Genomic DNA, 15,926 nt, shown 5'->3' with positions numbered 1-15,926 from the left:
TTCAGCGATCCCAGAAGGAGGAGGTTTCATCGGAGGAGTACCAGCCGCCCCCTTCATCTGCGGTCGGCTGGGTAGATATTTCGACCGGTTGCGGCGTGTTCTGCATCGCCGCCTGTTGCGCGACGACCAGCGGCGCCGGCGCAAATAGGTCAGGATCGATCACAGCATCAGGCAACCCACGCATCGACGCCAACTGCCGCCACTCGTCGGGCAACATCCGGGAGATACCCAGATAATCGCCGAGAGCATCACCATAGACCTCGCAATCAAGAAAGTGGTTCTGCTCCCCGTTGCGAACCGTCCAGACACGGCGAGCGAGGCCCTTGAACTTCCTCTTCTTGTCGACGCCCAGATACTCGGACGTAATCTGACGGAAATAGACCTCATCCATCCAGCCGCCGAAATGACAGTATCCGGGTGGATCGAAGTCCTGCCCAGCGGCGCGGCCAACCTTGTGAAGATTGGCGTAAAACGCGCCCTTCAAAGACCAGGTGCCAACGCCCCAGACCATGACACCGTTGCGTATGCGTTGGCCATTGAAGTTGATTTCGACCGGCGACGGCTGACCGATCGCCGGCCGCTGCCACCCATCTAGGCCCTTCAGCGCAAAGGTTGCCGCCTTGCCCCGCGCCCACGTGTAGACCACGTGGGAACGGTATCCGGAGTCGATGCCAAACGCGTCGACGGCGCGATGGCGGCCGAAGGCATCCGGCCACTGCTTGGTGCGTAGCTCCTCGAGCTTCAAGAACGCGCCGGCATGAGGATCATCCGTGGCGCCCTCGATAAACCCTGCGTCGACACGCCAGGACTGGCGATCAGGTCCGAAGGCTTTGAAGACGTAATAGATGCCGTTCAGCTGGACGTCGGCGGCACCCACAAAGACTAACCCGAGCGCAGGAATGCGGCCGCGCAGAAGTTCGGGATCACGGCGTTCCATCAGTCTGACGTGGTCCGGCGCATCGCCCTTCATGTCGTAGGGGAGACCGAGAACCAGATTGTAAAACGTCTTGAGTTTGTGTGGATCGTCCTTGCACTGGCAGAACTCTGCAGCGATCTCGTGCCACGGCACGAATGGTGACGACAAAGCGTCGAAATGGTAGGAAGGATACGCGCCTGGTCGCGGGCTTTCCGCGACCCAGCAGCCCCTCTTCATCAACCCGACCTTCTCGTGCGGCTCGATGATTGAACCACAGCAGGGCGTGGCATAGTGAGGCTCGTAAGGGAACGTGTCGTTGAATCGGAAATACTTCCGGTCAAAGACGAACTTGAAGCGCTCCCCGCAGCCAGGGCACGGCATGTGCCAGTAGCGCTGGTCTCCGGCCTCGAAGTAATCGTCGATCTTCGACGCGCCCTTGATCGTGGGTGTCGAGATATACACACGCAGCCACTCGCCTGACATCAGGAACGATGTTTGGCGCGCCTTGACCATTCCGATCGGGTCGCCCTGCCCGTCCAAATCGTCAGGATACTCGTTGACCTCGTCGAGAAACGCCTTCTTGATCGTCGACGAACGGAGATCCGCAGCCGAGCTGGCGATCGCTAGCTTGAGCGATCCGCCTGGAAAGCGCTTTGCCTGCGCGGTCGAACCTTCGCCGCTGCGGCTGGTCTGGTCACGAACAAGCTTGCGCAGCGCCGGCGAGCTTTGCAGCATGATCGTCAGCTTCTCCCGGTTGAACTCCGAGAGCGCGCCAGTCGTCGGCTGCACGATCATCATGCGACAAGGATCTTGCCCGATATGATAAGCGGCTGATGCCAACAGAAGCGTCGTGAAACCGGTCTGTGCGGACTTTCGGACAGCAATTTCGTTGACGCCGCTTTCCGTCATCGTGAACTGCAGGGGCTCGACGATGTAGGGCGTCAGACTGTCGTCCCACAATTCGCCGGCCTTCGGTCCATCCGGTACGACCATGCTGGCGCGGGCATAGTCGACTGCCGTCGCCTGCTCGGCAGGCATGATCGCCGCCGCGAGGGCTGCGGCCACAACAGCTAGCGCAGATCGTTTCAGCGTAACTCTCACGCGCCCTCCCCGAACATAAAGTCGACTTGCAACCCGGCCTTTTCGGCTTCGGCGGCTTCGCCTGCAAGCTTAGCCAGCGTTTGCGCCATCGCCGTCCGCTGGTCGCGAACCTTGTTTCTGAGAACCCGCCGCAAGGCCGGCTCGCCTTCCCTCGACGCTTCGAGGATTTCCGAGACCCAGTTCAAGGGTGCGCCCAAGTCCCGTAGCAACGCTTCCGTCACGCGTACTAGGGCGGTTTCAAGACCGTGCTCGCCCCTTAGCGCAACGAGCTGGCCTTGGCGTTCTGCCAGGTCCAACGCCTTCAGCTGGGCGTCATATTTTGCGCGCTCGGTCTGAGCGTCGCGCAGACCAGAGTTCGCCGGATCAGCACCATCGTCGCGTTTGGTTTCCGCGCCGATCTCCTTGGCCGCATCCCCGACAACGCCAATGGCGCGGTCGTAGGTCGCCAACTCCACCAGGCGCCGCCGGCCTTCCCGCCGGGTTGTGATGCGGCCCTCGTCCTCGAGGCGGTTCACCTTCTCGGCAGCCGTCTGCTTGCTCACACCTTTGCGGCGGGCCAGCTCGGCCACCGTGATCCAAACACCGCCGTCGACCGATAGGAGGTTTTGTTGTGCGTCGGTTGCCATCGGAGTCAGGTCGTCAGCCTTCGAGTCAGGTGAGTCAGGTCAGTTTTTTGATCGCCGTGACTAGCGAAATTTCGGGGTCGTCCCGGCCCGCTTGGGGGTAGGCCCGAGGGAGGACCCTGTAAGGGGGTGGGCGGGCATGGGCGAGGCCCGAGGGGTCGACCCGCCCGAGTAGCCCTCACCGAGGGAGAAGTCGATCGAGTTCGTGCAGCAAGCGAGGAGCAAGATGTTCCTGTATGATCTCGGCCAGCACGTCGAGGTAGACGTCCGGATTATTCGTGATGGCATGCGCAGGGTTAGGGCCGAACAGTTCACGGATCGGCAGACGCTTGTCTGAAACCCTCATGGCTACTGCCCTATGGCCGCTGTCCATTTCAGCGAGGAAGGCGTGGGCATATGACCCTCGCGCCCGAACCCGTACACCGCGAGAGGTCTGCGTCGCGCCCAGCTTGTAGAGATGTATCCATCCCGATTTGACAATTACGTCCTGCGTATTGCCACCGGCATTGAAGCGGGCCGTCGTCATCTTGCGAACCACGCCAGGCGGAAGCCTCGTGTGCTCGGCTGCGCGCTTGACGATCCGGCTTCGGGCCATCTCGCGCATTCGGCGCATGGCACTGGCCAGAGCCTTCGTCTTGATGCCCTCTGGTAAAGCCCGGATTGCACGTGACAGGTTGAGTATTTCGTTTGCGTCGAAACGAAGCTCTGCTGTCACGTGCTGGCTCCCGGAGTGATACCGCCATTACAGCGGCGAGGTCATGGCTGCCTCCATTGGTTGGATGATGGAACGCCATAACCATTGAACAAAAAAGGCGGCCCGGAGGCCGCCCATCTCATAGCAGTAGCACTTGCCCTGAATCAGCGCCTCGTCGTCGAGGCAGTCAAGGCTGGGTCTGACCGGTAAGCAACCCTGAAGCTTTCGCTTCATTCGCCGATGATCGAGCCATCGACTGTTTGGGCCCACGCTGGGATCTCAGATCTTCCGAGGCAATTTGTAGTCAGATTTTTTCGATCTGCGCAAGATCCAGTTCCACCGGTGTCTTGCGTCCGAAAATCTCAACCTCGACCTTCGCGATGTACGCCTCGACGTCCACAGAAACCACAACGGCACAAAACGTAGCAAATGGTCCATCGCAGACACGGACTATCTCCTCTGGCAGGAAATCGACCTTCGGCTTGACCTTGTGATCGTATTTCCCCTGCTCGGCCATCGCCTTGAATCGAGCGATGGATTCCGCATCGGCACGATATGGTGTTTCGGCGCCACCAACCACCTCGATCACATCCTTGACCGCAAGCAAACCAGACATCGCAGCGGCCGTTGGAACGCAATGGACGAGCACATAACCAATGATTACGGGGCGCTCCGGGACCATGCGAACCCGCCCACGCTTGACCGTCTTATAGGGATTGGAGCGAACAACGAGGCTTTCAACATCGGCATCGGCCAGCAGTTTTTCCACAGCGAACTCGCGGCCAGTCCTCACCCGGAGGCAGTACCAGTGCGATTTCACCTGCTCAGACGCGGTGATTCGCTTCACGTTCGCCTTCGATGCCATCGAGAGCATCGTCGCGTTGATTCGACGTAGGCTGACCGCTCCCTCTAGCGCTGGCATCAGGCGGTTGATGTCGACCTTCTCGGCCATGATGATTTTACGCTGCATGATCATTGTCCCTGCCCTCTCTCAGTGCTGTCTCAAATTCGCTCAGTGCCAGTTCACACGCTTCGTCCAGATCCTCGATTGCATCTGGCAAACGCGGGAACTGCATCCATTCCAACCCCTCCGGAGCCGGTAGCCATGGCCAGCAACGCCGATGGTGCAGGCGCTGCCAGGCTTGCCAGACCTCACTGCCAACCTTCACCTTGTCGAAGCTCTGGCCGATCGACACGATGCGCGTGGGAACGTTGAAGCGCTTCCGCTGCATCGTCGTGTCAATGAGCTTGGACGCCTCTGGCCATCCCTGCTTTTCCCGCTTGTCGCGCCAGATCAGATCTCGCTTCTCCGGCTTATCATCGATGATCTTCTGCTCGATCGGATTGAGTGCGAGGTAACGCTCCGGCTTCAGCAGCTCGGCCAGCAGCAGTGCGCGCCCTGCCCTGGAATAGGCAGTGTAGGCCTCCGGAGCATTGGCCGAGACCATGGCACCGGTCCTTTCCCCCAATCTCTCCCAAGCTCGTTCCGAAAGGTAGGTCGCCGCTGCTTTCGAGAATTTACGTCCGGCAGCTTTCGCTGTGGCGAGGTAATCGGCGGTGCGCTCTTCGCATGCCTTCCGCTGGTCTGGCGTCAGATCCAGCCAGGCGCGTCGCGTCGTGGCTTCCGTGTCCGTCGCGTAAGTTGGCCATGTCGACCACCATTTCCGGAATCGCTTTTCCAGCGCCTTGGGATTTTCTTCCCCTTCATCATCCCGATCGCGCTCTCTCTCTTCTTCGTTAGGACTGGAAGTTAGAGAACTGTCGTTAATAGGTGCCGGTCCAGAACCGGCAGGGGGTGCCGCCTCAGGACCGGCAGGGGGTGCCGGTATACCGGCAGGGGGTGCCTCCAAAGATGTCTCGGAAATAGGACCAAATTCCTCTTCGTCGTCTGCATCCCATGCACCAAATGCATTGCTGGAAGCCGCGCGATCGAGGATGACGCGATACCAATGCGCGCTGTCGCGACCGTCCGCGCTCTCGACCTTCCGTTTCTCGACAGCGCCGATGTCAGCAAGCCGATTAAGAGAGTCCTGCACCGTGGAACGTCCACAACCGAGCTGCTCGGCCATCTTGACCTGGCTGCGCCGGCACCAGCCTTCCTTATTGGTATGAGTGCCCAACAGGCAAAGCACCTTGAGATCGCTGCCCTTCAATCGGCCATCCGTGACGATCCAAGCCGGGATAATCGAAAAACGTGGGTTGCTCATGCTGCACCTCCGATGGCGCTGTAGTTCGCCAGGATGTGCAGCCCCTTCTTCGTGAGCCCCTCGAATACCCATCCGTCCTGATAGAAGCAGTGGCCCCAGGTTGGCCGCCCAGCGCGAAACGTCGGCCGCACCCCGCGCGGATCGACGTAGGTATAGAATCGGGTCGCGGGCCATCGCTCCGCCGCTAACGCTCGAGCTGAGGACAGGAGATCGGAGGCAACGTCACCGCGCTCCCGTCGGAATACCGCACAGTTGACCCCCGACTGCCCATCACCACTGATGAATTTGCGCCAGACGCATACGGCGCCAGCGTCATGGGTCAACAGAACCATCTTTTCACCGGGCCCGACGAAAAGCTTCGGTTTTCGGCCATCGGCGTAAAAGTATCGACTGTAATGCCGGTCAAAGATGGCACGCGCCGTGTCGTTTCCGTCGCGAACCTCGATCCAGCCATCACCAAAGAGAAATGGCTGCGTCATGCCGCCACATCCCGCAGGGCAAAGCCGCCCCACTGCACGGCAGCCGCAGCCGCGATACCCGGATATGTCTCCGATCGCAGCTTCCAGCGATCAGCAGACGGCGGCGCGCGGTGCACCCGCGCCCACCGATTGCGCTCGATTGTTCCGGCCGGCGGCGGCGTCAGCTTGTTCGTCGGAACGAGCTTGGGAAGGCCCTTTAGATAGAAGCTCGTTGCTTTCAATGCCTCGTCGCCAAACCACCACGGCTGCACGGTCTGCGCCGGCGGCTGGTAGTTGCGTATGCGCTCCTTGGCGTGCCGGTGCATGACAGGGTTCTCGATCGCGATACGCTCGATAGGCGCATTCCAGCAATCTGAAAATAGCGCCGCACCCTCGTCGAGGTCGGCCCACATTTCTTCGAGTGCCCGACCCTTCGGCGGCCTCGTGAGCCAGCGCACGCCCGAATTGCAGAGCCTGGTGCACGGTGGATGCATCACTGCCAGCAAGTCCCAGCCATCACCGAGCAGATCGCGTACATCGCCGATGATATGCCGGTTGCTTCCATCGACTGATGGCAGCAGATCGCACGACCAGACGTCATGCCCCAACTCGGTAAAGGCGCGTCGCATGCGCCCAGATGTTTCGCAGCCGATTAACACTCTTAAGGAATTCACAGTCATCAAGCCCCCGTGGCGCCCGCCCGCGCCGCTATGTTCAGATCGATTTTGGTGATGTTCAGCGCAAGAATGCGCGTCTGTGGCAGAGCCCCGTCCGGCTGCCGCACAGAGTTCACGGCTGCGAGCCGCGCATCGAGATAGGCGATGCCAGCCACAAAGCCGGCCGCCTGAAGCACACTGCGGATGTCCATGTGGTCACGAAACACGACACCGTCGGGCACGCGTGTCAGCCACTCCGCGCGCTCGGCATGCGTCGCCAGATCAGCGAGGATATCGACAAGGGGAAGCATCGCGCTCACGACGCCTCGCTCCCCGCTGGTGGCAGATAGTCTTTCCAGTCGACACGGATCAGCCTTGAGCCGCTAGCGCCATATGTGCCGTCCTCTTGCAGTTCCCACACGAACCACGCGGTATTCATGCGGCTGGAGGATTCAGGCCCATCCCAGCCGTCGCGGTGCATCATCGGCAGGCGCCGAGTGAAGACGTAGATCCGCGCGGGCGAATTTTCGTCCATAGCGAAATTGCGGTCCTCGTCGTCGAAGCCGCAGACGAAATTGAGGTTTAGAAGCAGCGCCATCTTACGGGGCTTGTGGACGCGCAGCGCATGCGCCACGTAGGCATTCAACACCTGCCCGTAAGGCGGGTTTGTGACAATGTCGTAGCTGCTGGCGCCTTCCGGGTCGCCTTGCGTCGTCAGGAAATCGACCTCTCTTTGCACTTCGCCAAAGCTGTCCGCCGTCCCGTAGTCGACGAGATCGGACAGCACGACACCATAGCTTGCCGCCTCCAGCATGCGCGCGATCGCGCCCTTTCCGCAGGACGGCTCCCACACGGTCGCGGTAAAGGTTTCGAGGGCGAGCAGCGTGTGCATCGCCTCGGGTGGCGTTTCATAAAGGTTATTGCCGCGCTCTTCCTTCGTCGCCGTTGCGGTTCCGACCGCCGCCCTGAGGTTAGCGCGAGACGGTTCCAGCCCGGCATCGACACGGGCCTGAATGGCCCGCTCGACTAGCCCAGGCGCCTTCCGCTCGGCCTCCGCCAGCTTACGCGCCTCGTGAATTTCCTTGCGGGAGAGCCCCGCCTCTTCGGCCGTAAAAGTGTTCCCGTCCGGAATGCTTTTCGGGCGGCCCTTGAGGGTCTTGCCGTCGGCGACGGCGCGATCCCACTCTTGCGCAAGCAGGATCTTGGCGCGTGCCTCAATCAGCAGCGCCTCTGCCTGCAGGCGCCGCGCCTTCTGCACCAGCCGATCCTTGGCGCCAACCCGTGCTGCGAACTGCGCCCCGGCCTTAGCCTGATCGTAGGCGGCAGAGGCCAGCAGCCGGGCCGCCATGGCGTCGCCTTCGTCGAGAAGCATGCGCGCCCGATCGACGACCTGGACGAGGCCAGACGCGTCGGCATTGACGATCGATATGACCTGGTTGGCATGCGCTTCCGGCGTATCCTCGGGCTCGCCCAGCTCGTCGAGCAGAGCGACATAGTCCCGCGCCTTGTCGGTGGGGTAATATCGGGTGCCAACTTTCGGATCTCGCGACAAAAGCTGACGCCCGTTCAATCGATTGGCGGCCCGCACGTCGCGTGGTTCCGGGCAATCAATCACGCCATCCCCTACGGCCCGGCGCAGCATGTCGTTTGCTCTATCGCTCAGCTTCATCACTCGCACCTCATGAGGAGGTCGAGAAAGGCATCGCCCTTATCGGTGATGGTGACGAAGTGCGGATCGTCATTGAGGCGGACGAGGTAGCCGCCGTCGATCGCCGAGGCGACGCCGCGTAGGTCGCGGTCCAACGAAAGCGGGTACGCCCGGCTGTTTTGCCGGGCGTGTAGCCGTACACGGTAAAGGAGGCGGCAACCAGCGCTGCTGAGACCAGGTTCTGTTGCCATCATTCGACACCCATCGCGCCGATTCGAGCCAGCGCGTCCCTGCGGCTCATGGGCTCTGGAAGGGCCATTCGCGCCGGGAAGGCTTTGTCGATCCACTCGAGAACGCCAGCCCTGAGGCTTTCGGATTTAACGGGGAACGAGGCACCGCGACGTTTTGCGGCCTGTCTTTCCTGCTCGTCGCGATCGGACATATCCCAGAAATCGAAAAGCTCGAGAGCCGCCCTAAAACCTGGATTGGACAGAGCCGCCGGGCGCTCGGCTAGCGCCATCACAACGGGGAAAAGCTTGGATGCATCCCAGATATCAGCGTTGTCGCCGTACCCTTCAGCCTCACGAAGGTGGCGAAGCGCTGCAACGATAGCAGCCCGAGGACGCTTTTCGATGACGGCAAGGAACCCGCGAACGCCATAGATCTGGCCAGGCTTCTTGTTGTCCTTCGTTCCGTAGTAAGTCATGAGCTTGCAGCCGGCTTCGCTGGCGACAGCCATCGCGTTAACGGCCCATACTTCGCCGGCCGCTATTCCCGCTTTGAGCAGGTGATAGGGCGTCACCTGTGTGACGACGCCATTGACTGCCGCGAAGCTGGCTGCCTGCTCTTCACGCGTCATGTGCACAACTTGGCAGGGCACCTGAGAAAATCCGCACATCGCCGCGGCATGCGATCGATGCTGACCATCGATGATTGCGAACCTCCCACCCTCGATCGGAGAGACGAAGACGGGAGAGAACATCGACCAGCGGAAGTTGGCGGCGATTTTCCGGATTGCTAACCAGTTGGCGCGGCGCAGATCGCGCTGATAGGCCTCATCGACAACAAGATTGTCGACGTCGATCCATTGCAGGATCGGGGCAGATCCGGGCGACACGCTTGCCGGCCGGTCAGCTGGCGATACATCGATCTTGCGATAGGTCATTGGTCACCGCCTACGACCTTGAGCGCCGCCTTGCCGCCGCCCGCCGCCTTGATGACGGCAAGGGCCGCCCGCAGATCCGAAGCCGCCCGCTCCATGCCGCTGGCGACGCGATCGACCGTGGTCGCCTCCGAGGGCGTCACCTGGCCGTCGGCGATCGCGACAGCAATCGCGTTGGCGAGTTCCGCCGACTGCCGCATCAGCTCGGCATGCGATGTGAGAACGTTGATTTCCGCCTTGCGCCCCTCTTCCGGGTCGGTCAGCCGGCGACCGTTGGTTTCGGCCAAGACCGCGGTGACGAGCGCCTGACCGCAGTCGCGCTCGAGGACCGCAATGGCGCCGACCGGCATCAGGTCGGGTTCGGCGCCGTTGTTCCAGCGTCCGACCTCGCTCTTGGAATAGCCGGACTTTTCGACGACGCGCATGATGCCGCCGCAGCGTTCTATGAGATCTCGTTGGGCCGCTTTCACGCGGAAGAGGAAGGCATCCATGTCAGTCTCCGAAAGGCAAAGAAAAGGCTTTCCCGATCCGGGAATTTCCGGCGGGCTTTCCCGTGTTGGGAACGGTTCAGAAATGCGATGTTCAGTTCGTCAGCAGATCACGGAGGTCCGCATGCCTGGACGAAACATCGAAGAGAAAGCGCGCCGGAAGGCGGAAGTCGTGCAGTCCGGCGCGAGGTGGCGCGGTGAGGACCGCGCAGGGAACAACGGGAAGTCATGCGGCCTCCTTCGTGGGCTCTGGACGAGGCAGGGGACCAGCATCGGGCCAGGCAACACCTTCGGGCCAATTGTCGGAAAACCACTGGAGAGCACGCTCAAACGTGCCGGTCGCAAGGTCGCCACCGTCGACGATGTCGTCGAGTTTGGCACCGCGATTGAAGACGATCGTCGACATGCGCTTACGCCCAATGCCAGAGGCTTCGGCGTAGGTGTCAGCCAGAGTGATAATTTGCTCTCGTAGGGTCATGGCGGCAAATTGCGGTCAAATGGCCGCATCTGTCAAGATCAAATAACCGCTTTCCAATGTTCGCACTGCGGCTGATAATCCGCACATGGAGAAATCTGTGACAGACATCCTCAAAGATATCATTGCCGAGCAAGGGCTTACGTGGGAGGCGGCATCCCTCAAGAGCGGCTTGGAGCGGAGCTATTTTCGTAAGCTGTTCGAGCGCGGCGGCGCCTCCCCGCGTGGTCAGACCCTGAAAAAGATTGCCGACGGTCTCGGCGTACCGATGACGGTATTGCTTGGTGAGTCCACCGATGCCACAGCGATCAAAGTCCACCCTCCGCTAATAACTGATGTGCGGCCGGCATCTGCCAGCTTGCCACTTCCGATGGAAATGGCCAAAGATGTGCCGGTCATGGGGACGGCAGCCGGCTCGCATCTTAGAGGTGCATTTCAGCTGTCATCCGAGCCGGTAGACTATGCGAGGCGCCCGTTTACGTTGATGAATGCTCGAAATGTGTACGCCCTCTACGTCGAGGGAACCTCGATGGAGCCACAGTTTCAACCTGGCGATCTGGTCTATGTGCACCCTGACAAACCACCACGCTTTGGCGATGCCGTCGTCATCCAGGTGCAGTTGGGCGGCAGCGAATCAATGGAAGCGACGATCGGCATCCTCAGCAAGCGCGGCCCCGAAGCAGTGACCATCCGTAAGCACAATCCGAGTGCCGAGATCGAGATCCCAAGGGCGACGATCGTCGCGATTCACAAGGTGCTTTCGCTAAACGAGATCTACGGCGTTTAGCCTCACCAAGCCTATTGACGAACACAAAAGAGCGGCGAATCACTTCGTCGCTCTTTCAGTTTTTACCCCAACTTTTCAGGTACATCCGCAGCAATGCGGTTAAATAGCCGCACTCGTCGTTGACAGCGGGCATTTGTCCGCATTATTGTCCGCTCTGTCCGGTCTACTCCTCCTCCCAAGATCCGGGCCGCCCAATCGGGGGCGCGCCGCTGCTCCCTCCTCCTCCCGGAGCAGCGGCGAAACCGGGAGGGGAAGGAGAGCCCAGTGCAGACACAGACCTACCCGGCAGCCATCGCCCGCAACATTGCCAACGAGATGGCCGACCTCGCCCTTGAGCGCCGCGAAGGCCTCACCCGCAAGGACTTCCGCGATCTCGGCTACACCGACGAGCAGATCGACGCTTACAGTCAGAAAGCCGCCCATATCCATTCCCGCCGCGCCGTGCGCCGCGTCGCCTGAAACCGTCCGGTTTCGGTCACCGCTCCGACCAGGAACGGAGCGGGTTCCCAAACGGAAGCGAAAGGGCTCCAACCATGCAGACAATTCGGACAGTTCGTCCGGTAGCGATGGCGCTGCCGGAACCGGGATCGCTTTTCCTGCGCGTAACGCGGATGCCGATCGAGAGCCAGCGCCGCGCCGAGTTCGCGTTGCTGACCATCATCGTCGCGGTTTTGCCATACGCAATAATCCTGCAGGCGACACGATGAAGGACGAGGCGTTCACGGTTCTCGCAGCCCTTGGCTGTACTCTGGCCGGCGGAATCCTTTTTGCCGTGGTGATGTTCACGATCGACGCGATCTCGAAGGCGGTTCGCCGCTTTGCCGAGCGGCGCCGTCTGCGCTCATTGCGCGTCGACGACACGTGGGAAAACTCACCGTGGAGGGACATGTGATGGCTGACATCCTGACCTTCCCGCCGAAACTGCGCATCGTCTCGCACGACTTCAGCCCGAGCATCGCCGAAGAAATCGAAATCGAGATGGGCCGGGCCCGTCGCCGCCACGTGGCACAGGCGCTCGAATACGTCGCCGGCGCGAACATCGATCTCGCCGTCGATAATCTTTGCGGCAAATCGGGCTTCGAAGGCCTGACCGATGAAACCATGATCGGCCTAGCGCACGCGATGATCCACGTCATTGACGCGCTCGGTTGCCGCAATGCGGACCTGCCGCTGCGCCGCACTCTCACGGAAGCAATCGAACGGATGGAGGAAGCCAATGCAGGCTGAAATTCTCGCCGCCCTTTCCCCTGCCGCCAAGTTCAACCTCGCGCTCAAGCTGGAGAACGTCACACTGCCGCTGCGACACGAGAGCGAGAACGTCGGCACGATCGTCGATGCGACCGGTCGCGGCTTTGTCGTCGTCGACATGCATCGCGAGCTGCCGGACGCCCAGGTTACAGAGATCGCCGAGCTGATCGTGCTCGCCGTCAACGCGCAAGGTGGTTTTCCGGCCAGCGTCGAAATGCGAGGTGCGGCATGATCAGCACCCGCGACGAGGCGCGAGCCAGCCTGGACACGCTCAACACAACGATCGGAACGGCCGTGCTTCTGCTCCGCCAGCAGCAGGACACCATCGAGCAGTTCATGCGCGAGAGCCGCGACATGGACAGCGTCGGTCACGTCCTCGACCCCACGCTTTTCAACAGCAGCGAGCGGCGCGCCACAGAGGCGATCCTCAAGCCGATCTACGCCGCAGCCGTGAATTTGATCGAAACATACGACCGCCAGATCGCGCAGGCCGCGACGGCATTGCGGAAGGTGACTGCCAATGGCTGACGGAACCAAGATCGAATGGACCGACGCTACATGGAACCCAATCACGGGCTGCAGCGTCGTCTCGCCTGGCTGCACCAACTGCTACGCCATGAAGCTCGCCGGCACGCGGCTGCGAAATCACGAAAGCCGCGCCGGCCTCACCTCGGACACCAAGGCTGGGCCCGTCTGGAATGGTGAAGTTCGCCTGAATGAAAAGTGGCTGACACAGCCGCTTACCTGGTCGCGTCCGCGTATGATCTTTGTCTGTGCCCACGCCGATCTATTCGCAGAGAGCGTGCCGGACGCATGGATAGACAAAGTCTTCGCGGTAATCGGCCTTGCGAGCCGCCTGCATCACTGCCCCGTCGAAGATGGCGAACTTAATCGCCATGTCTTTCAGCTGCTGACAAAACGCCCCGAGCGAATGCTCGCCTACATCAGTGAAATGGAAAGGTGCTTCGAAAGCGATCCGAGTGAGTTCGCGAAGCGCTGGGGTACCGCCGCCGCTGATGTGATGGGTTCCCCCTGTGCCGCAGGCATCATCGAAGACATCGAATGGCCACTGCCTAACCTTTGGCTTGGCGTTTCGGTAGAAGACCAGAAGCGCGCAAATGAGCGCATACCCCATCTTCTTCAAACATCGGCAGCTCTTCACTGGATAAGCGCGGAGCCGATGCTAGGCCTAATTGACCCTCGCAACATCGTCTTTGCCGATGGAGACACTGAGATCCGCTACGACGCTCTGACCGGCGAAGCTTGGGTCGAAAACAGTGACAGCGCCAGCGCCTATGATTGCAACCTTCCGAAGCTCGACTGGGTCGTCGCCGGCGGAGAGAGCGGCCCTGACGCACGGCCGATGCACCCGGGTTGGGTTCGCTCCCTTCGCGACCAGTGCGCGACGGCTGGCGTTCCGTTCCTGTTCAAACAATGGGGCGAATGGGCGCCGCAGGTTGGCGCAGTCGATGGCTGGACGATCGACGACAATCCTGAAATCAGCCGCTTCGACCATCGCGACTGGGAAGAGGATCGCTGGGGCGAGCACTACCGCCCCGCATGGTGTGACGACATCGACGACGACACCGTTTCCCGCATCGGCAAGAAGCGCGCCGGCCGCAAGCTCGACGATGTCGAGCATGATGCCTTTCCGCCTCTGCCCACTAGCATTTCGAGGGCGGCAGAATGACGCCGATCACCAGCCTCGCGACCTCCCGGCTGCTGGTCGAAGCGTTCGCCGCGCGCGAACTTGAGCTTCCACTCAGCCTCAATCCCGCCGAACCCGGCGACGTGATGGACGCCAAAGGGCGTCACGTCTTCGTCATCGATCTCAATCGCGAGCGTAGCGACATCGAGGCGACCGAGATCGCTGGCCTGATCGTTCTTGCCGTCAATCGCTGCGCCGGTTTCCCCTTCCCTGTTTTGCAATCTTCGGAGTCGCAATGAGAGCCCACAACGCCAAACTTCCAGGCAAGGAAATCCTCGCGCAGCTGATCGAGCGTGGCGTGTCGCGTGAAGACATCGCAAAGCGCTACGCGGTCAGCCGCGACCATGTGACCGCGACGCTCAAGGCTCACGGCCTTGCCCCCGAGCGCGAACCGACATTGCTTGACCTCTTCGAGCGGAAAAGCTTTGAAGCGGATCTCCGCGCTGGTCTGAACCTCAAGCAGATCGACAAGAAGTATGGCGCTAATCCCGGCGCCGCCCGCCGCTTCGCGCTGGCGAACAACATCGACCTGGTACGGCCCGGCATCCAGATCAAGGAAGACAGGATCGTCTACGGCCGGCGTGCCAACAGCAAGACCGGCGGTTTGGCCTTCATGGCTGTCAGCGTTCCGCGCGTCTCTATGCTGGTCGCCCATCTGGAGACGCCGCTATGACGCGAGGTTTTCTGCTAAGCGCCGACGAAGCACGCGCCTGGGCTGTCCACTTGTTTGACGCCGCCCAGAAGATCATGGACCCGTCAACGCTGGATGATGTTCCGGAAGACAAGCAAGCTGAGGCGCTACAGCTGATGGCGATCGAAGCCCTCACAAAAGCGCCGCCGTGCGCGCCCGCTCCAGTATCTAAGGCAATTTCAGATGTGGTCGCCGAGCGCCGCCGGCAGATCGATGCCGAAGGCTGGACGGTCGAGCACGACGATCAGCACACCGATTACAGTATCTCGCGTGCGGCAGCTGTTTATGCCCTCATGGCTTCCGAGGCATGCAAAGCCAATCGTGCGGTAATGGACGGCTTCAAGCGCGCATCGTCTGTGCCAGCAGAGATATCATCTTTATGGCCGTTGGCATGGCGCATGGATTGGCTCAAGCCGCATTCGCGCCGGAATGATTTAGTCCGCGCTGGCGCACTGATCCTCGCCGAGATCGAGCGCCTTGACCGCTTGTCTGAGGTGGAGCGCGCCAATGCCTGATGCAGCGCAGATGAGCCTTGCAGTGTCGGTCCAGCAAGAAACATGGAAGCAGCCAAAAGGCAAGCATTCTTGCGGCAGAGATCCGAGCGCCGGTCCCGGCAGCTGCTGGCATTGGTGGGAAGGATGCCCAAAGGCGGAGCAACGGAATTGCTATCTCTTGTGGAAGCGCCAGGTCGCGACCACCCCGAGCGGGCAGAACGGAGAACAGCCCTAATGTCGCGCCGTCAGAAAATCCTTGAAAAAGTGATGGCTCGCGTCCGCGTGGATGAAGAGACGGGTTGCTGGATCTGGACAGGCCCAACGTCTGGATCTGAAGGACGCGGCGCCGGATATCCGCGCATGTCGCTGGGCAGCCAGACCGTCGCCGTCCACCTTGTCATGTGGACCAATGAGCACGGCTACATCCCCGGCAAGAAGGAAATCGACCACTACTGCCGTAACCGCCTTTGCGTGCGGCCGGAGCCAGATCACCTGCAACTTGTCACCAGAAAGAGAAATGCCATCCGGCGCGAGCAAGCCCGGAAGGAAATGCGATGCGAGGAGATCTAG

General features: G+C 61.0%; 25 protein-coding genes. 12 read left to right on the top strand and 13 right to left on the bottom strand.

Going from position 1 to position 15,926, the window contains the following annotated elements:
* Window position 1: 1 nt before the first annotated feature.
* The 13 genes from ATY80_RS23895 to ATY80_RS23835 form a co-directional block, all read right to left on the bottom strand.
* On the bottom strand, window positions 2-2,017 hold the full coding sequence (locus ATY80_RS23895) for a terminase gpA endonuclease subunit (RefSeq protein ID WP_088694793.1): 2,016 nt from the start codon (window positions 2,015-2,017) through the stop codon (window positions 2-4).
* On the bottom strand, window positions 2,014-2,643 hold the full coding sequence (locus tag ATY80_RS23890; RefSeq protein ID WP_088694792.1) for a winged helix-turn-helix domain-containing protein: 630 nt from the start codon (window positions 2,641-2,643) through the stop codon (window positions 2,014-2,016). The genes ATY80_RS23895 and ATY80_RS23890 overlap by 4 nt, the downstream gene beginning before the upstream one ends.
* A gap of 175 nt (window positions 2,644-2,818) precedes the next feature.
* On the bottom strand, window positions 2,819-3,355 hold the full coding sequence (locus ATY80_RS23885) for a hypothetical protein (RefSeq protein WP_088694791.1): 537 nt from the start codon (window positions 3,353-3,355) through the stop codon (window positions 2,819-2,821).
* Window positions 3,356-3,638: 283 nt separating this feature from the next.
* Window positions 3,639-4,304 (bottom strand): transcription termination/antitermination NusG family protein, encoded by a 666-nt coding sequence (locus ATY80_RS30185; RefSeq protein ID WP_348626663.1) that lies wholly within the window; start codon window positions 4,302-4,304, stop codon window positions 3,639-3,641.
* A complete protein-coding gene (locus ATY80_RS23870) occupies window positions 4,294-5,541 on the bottom strand; it encodes a helix-turn-helix domain-containing protein (RefSeq protein WP_189637251.1) in 1,248 nt (415 codons plus the stop codon). Before ATY80_RS23870 ends, ATY80_RS30185 begins: the two co-directional genes overlap by 11 nt.
* Complete coding sequence (locus ATY80_RS29110; RefSeq protein ID WP_189637250.1) at window positions 5,538-6,020, bottom strand: hypothetical protein; 483 nt, start codon at window positions 6,018-6,020, stop codon at window positions 5,538-5,540. The genes ATY80_RS23870 and ATY80_RS29110 overlap by 4 nt, the downstream gene beginning before the upstream one ends.
* Window positions 6,017-6,679 (bottom strand): hypothetical protein, encoded by a 663-nt coding sequence (locus tag ATY80_RS23865; protein ID WP_088694787.1) that lies wholly within the window; start codon window positions 6,677-6,679, stop codon window positions 6,017-6,019. The genes ATY80_RS29110 and ATY80_RS23865 overlap by 4 nt, the downstream gene beginning before the upstream one ends.
* A complete protein-coding gene (locus tag ATY80_RS23860; protein WP_088694953.1) occupies window positions 6,679-6,966 on the bottom strand; it encodes a hypothetical protein in 288 nt (95 codons plus the stop codon). Before ATY80_RS23860 ends, ATY80_RS23865 begins: the two co-directional genes overlap by 1 nt.
* Before the next feature lie 5 nt (window positions 6,967-6,971).
* Window positions 6,972-8,324, bottom strand: coding sequence for an SAM-dependent methyltransferase (locus ATY80_RS23855; RefSeq protein ID WP_088694786.1), 1,353 nt, complete (start codon window positions 8,322-8,324; stop codon window positions 6,972-6,974).
* Entirely contained in the window at window positions 8,324-8,554 is a 231-nt protein-coding gene (locus tag ATY80_RS23850) for a hypothetical protein (protein WP_245306922.1), read from the bottom strand. Before ATY80_RS23850 ends, ATY80_RS23855 begins: the two co-directional genes overlap by 1 nt.
* Window positions 8,554-9,468, bottom strand: a complete 915-nt coding sequence (locus ATY80_RS23845; protein ID WP_088694784.1) for a DUF6551 family protein — start codon at window positions 9,466-9,468, stop codon at window positions 8,554-8,556. Before ATY80_RS23845 ends, ATY80_RS23850 begins: the two co-directional genes overlap by 1 nt.
* On the bottom strand, window positions 9,465-9,956 hold the full coding sequence (locus ATY80_RS23840; RefSeq protein ID WP_088694783.1) for a hypothetical protein: 492 nt from the start codon (window positions 9,954-9,956) through the stop codon (window positions 9,465-9,467). The genes ATY80_RS23845 and ATY80_RS23840 overlap by 4 nt, the downstream gene beginning before the upstream one ends.
* Window positions 9,957-10,179: 223 nt before the next feature.
* Window positions 10,180-10,431, bottom strand: a complete 252-nt coding sequence (locus tag ATY80_RS23835; RefSeq protein WP_088694782.1) for a hypothetical protein — start codon at window positions 10,429-10,431, stop codon at window positions 10,180-10,182.
* Between the two features lie 97 nt (window positions 10,432-10,528).
* On the opposite strand from ATY80_RS23835, the gene ATY80_RS23830 reads away from it, so the two are divergent.
* The 12 genes from ATY80_RS23830 (at window position 10,529) to ATY80_RS23780 (ending at window position 15,926) form a co-directional block, all read left to right on the top strand.
* On the top strand, window positions 10,529-11,215 hold the full coding sequence (locus tag ATY80_RS23830) for a S24 family peptidase (RefSeq protein ID WP_088694781.1): 687 nt from the start codon (window positions 10,529-10,531) through the stop codon (window positions 11,213-11,215).
* A gap of 264 nt (window positions 11,216-11,479) precedes the next feature.
* Window positions 11,480-11,674, top strand: coding sequence for a hypothetical protein (locus tag ATY80_RS23825; protein ID WP_088694780.1), 195 nt, complete (start codon window positions 11,480-11,482; stop codon window positions 11,672-11,674).
* Between the two features lie 74 nt (window positions 11,675-11,748).
* Complete coding sequence (locus ATY80_RS29105) at window positions 11,749-11,922, top strand: hypothetical protein (RefSeq protein WP_189637249.1); 174 nt, start codon at window positions 11,749-11,751, stop codon at window positions 11,920-11,922.
* Window positions 11,919-12,107, top strand: coding sequence for a hypothetical protein (locus tag ATY80_RS23820; protein WP_088694779.1), 189 nt, complete (start codon window positions 11,919-11,921; stop codon window positions 12,105-12,107). The genes ATY80_RS29105 and ATY80_RS23820 overlap by 4 nt, the downstream gene beginning before the upstream one ends.
* Complete coding sequence (locus ATY80_RS23815; protein WP_088694778.1) at window positions 12,107-12,442, top strand: hypothetical protein; 336 nt, start codon at window positions 12,107-12,109, stop codon at window positions 12,440-12,442. Before ATY80_RS23820 ends, ATY80_RS23815 begins: the two co-directional genes overlap by 1 nt.
* The gene (locus tag ATY80_RS23810) at window positions 12,432-12,695 is read left to right on the top strand and encodes a hypothetical protein (RefSeq protein ID WP_088694777.1); all 264 of its coding nucleotides are present in this window, start codon (window positions 12,432-12,434) and stop codon (window positions 12,693-12,695) included. The genes ATY80_RS23815 and ATY80_RS23810 overlap by 11 nt, the downstream gene beginning before the upstream one ends.
* Window positions 12,692-12,991: a hypothetical protein gene (locus ATY80_RS23805; protein ID WP_088694776.1), complete on the top strand. Its 300-nt coding sequence runs from the start codon at window positions 12,692-12,694 to the stop codon at window positions 12,989-12,991. Before ATY80_RS23810 ends, ATY80_RS23805 begins: the two co-directional genes overlap by 4 nt.
* On the top strand, window positions 12,984-14,153 hold the full coding sequence (locus ATY80_RS23800) for a phage Gp37/Gp68 family protein (RefSeq protein WP_088694775.1): 1,170 nt from the start codon (window positions 12,984-12,986) through the stop codon (window positions 14,151-14,153). Before ATY80_RS23805 ends, ATY80_RS23800 begins: the two co-directional genes overlap by 8 nt.
* The gene (locus ATY80_RS23795) at window positions 14,150-14,410 is read left to right on the top strand and encodes a hypothetical protein (RefSeq protein ID WP_088694774.1); all 261 of its coding nucleotides are present in this window, start codon (window positions 14,150-14,152) and stop codon (window positions 14,408-14,410) included. Before ATY80_RS23800 ends, ATY80_RS23795 begins: the two co-directional genes overlap by 4 nt.
* On the top strand, window positions 14,407-14,844 hold the full coding sequence (locus ATY80_RS23790; protein ID WP_088694773.1) for a hypothetical protein: 438 nt from the start codon (window positions 14,407-14,409) through the stop codon (window positions 14,842-14,844). Before ATY80_RS23795 ends, ATY80_RS23790 begins: the two co-directional genes overlap by 4 nt.
* A gap of 50 nt (window positions 14,845-14,894) precedes the next feature.
* Entirely contained in the window at window positions 14,895-15,377 is a 483-nt protein-coding gene (locus ATY80_RS23785) for a hypothetical protein (RefSeq protein WP_141105585.1), read from the top strand.
* A gap of 213 nt (window positions 15,378-15,590) precedes the next feature.
* On the top strand, window positions 15,591-15,926 hold the full coding sequence (locus ATY80_RS23780) for an HNH endonuclease signature motif containing protein (protein WP_088694771.1): 336 nt from the start codon (window positions 15,591-15,593) through the stop codon (window positions 15,924-15,926).

Source organism: Rhizobium sp. R711 (assembly GCF_002211365.1).
GTDB lineage: Bacteria > Pseudomonadota > Alphaproteobacteria > Rhizobiales > Rhizobiaceae > Rhizobium.
Note: the sequence above shows the minus strand (reverse complement) of the source record. Positions and strands in the feature narration are given on the sequence as shown.

Bases quoted from the DNA above. Each gene is read 5' to 3' on its own strand.
- ATY80_RS23890 (WP_088694792.1), bottom strand. From the start codon at position 2,643: ATGGCAACCGACGCACAACAAAACCTCCTATCGGTCGACGGCGGTGTT.
- ATY80_RS30185 (WP_348626663.1), bottom strand. From the start codon at position 4,304: ATGCAGCGTAAAATCATCATGGCCGAGAAGGTCGACATCAACCGCCTG.
- ATY80_RS23870 (WP_189637251.1), bottom strand. From the start codon at position 5,541: ATGAGCAACCCACGTTTTTCGATTATCCCGGCTTGGATCGTCACGGAT.
- ATY80_RS29110 (WP_189637250.1), bottom strand. From the start codon at position 6,020: ATGACGCAGCCATTTCTCTTTGGTGATGGCTGGATCGAGGTTCGCGAC.
- ATY80_RS23865 (WP_088694787.1), bottom strand. From the start codon at position 6,679: ATGACTGTGAATTCCTTAAGAGTGTTAATCGGCTGCGAAACATCTGGG.
- ATY80_RS23860 (WP_088694953.1), bottom strand. From the start codon at position 6,966: ATGCTTCCCCTTGTCGATATCCTCGCTGATCTGGCGACGCATGCCGAG.
- ATY80_RS23855 (WP_088694786.1), bottom strand. From the start codon at position 8,324: ATGAAGCTGAGCGATAGAGCAAACGACATGCTGCGCCGGGCCGTAGGG.
- ATY80_RS23850 (WP_245306922.1), bottom strand. From the start codon at position 8,554: ATGGCAACAGAACCTGGTCTCAGCAGCGCTGGTTGCCGCCTCCTTTAC.
- ATY80_RS23845 (WP_088694784.1), bottom strand. From the start codon at position 9,468: ATGACCTATCGCAAGATCGATGTATCGCCAGCTGACCGGCCGGCAAGC.
- ATY80_RS23840 (WP_088694783.1), bottom strand. From the start codon at position 9,956: ATGGATGCCTTCCTCTTCCGCGTGAAAGCGGCCCAACGAGATCTCATA.
- ATY80_RS23835 (WP_088694782.1), bottom strand. From the start codon at position 10,431: ATGACCCTACGAGAGCAAATTATCACTCTGGCTGACACCTACGCCGAA.
- ATY80_RS29105 (WP_189637249.1), top strand. From the start codon at position 11,749: ATGCAGACAATTCGGACAGTTCGTCCGGTAGCGATGGCGCTGCCGGAA.
- ATY80_RS23820 (WP_088694779.1), top strand. From the start codon at position 11,919: ATGAAGGACGAGGCGTTCACGGTTCTCGCAGCCCTTGGCTGTACTCTG.
- ATY80_RS23815 (WP_088694778.1), top strand. From the start codon at position 12,107: ATGGCTGACATCCTGACCTTCCCGCCGAAACTGCGCATCGTCTCGCAC.
- ATY80_RS23810 (WP_088694777.1), top strand. From the start codon at position 12,432: ATGCAGGCTGAAATTCTCGCCGCCCTTTCCCCTGCCGCCAAGTTCAAC.
- ATY80_RS23805 (WP_088694776.1), top strand. From the start codon at position 12,692: ATGATCAGCACCCGCGACGAGGCGCGAGCCAGCCTGGACACGCTCAAC.
- ATY80_RS23800 (WP_088694775.1), top strand. From the start codon at position 12,984: ATGGCTGACGGAACCAAGATCGAATGGACCGACGCTACATGGAACCCA.
- ATY80_RS23795 (WP_088694774.1), top strand. From the start codon at position 14,150: ATGACGCCGATCACCAGCCTCGCGACCTCCCGGCTGCTGGTCGAAGCG.
- ATY80_RS23790 (WP_088694773.1), top strand. From the start codon at position 14,407: ATGAGAGCCCACAACGCCAAACTTCCAGGCAAGGAAATCCTCGCGCAG.
- ATY80_RS23780 (WP_088694771.1), top strand. From the start codon at position 15,591: ATGTCGCGCCGTCAGAAAATCCTTGAAAAAGTGATGGCTCGCGTCCGC.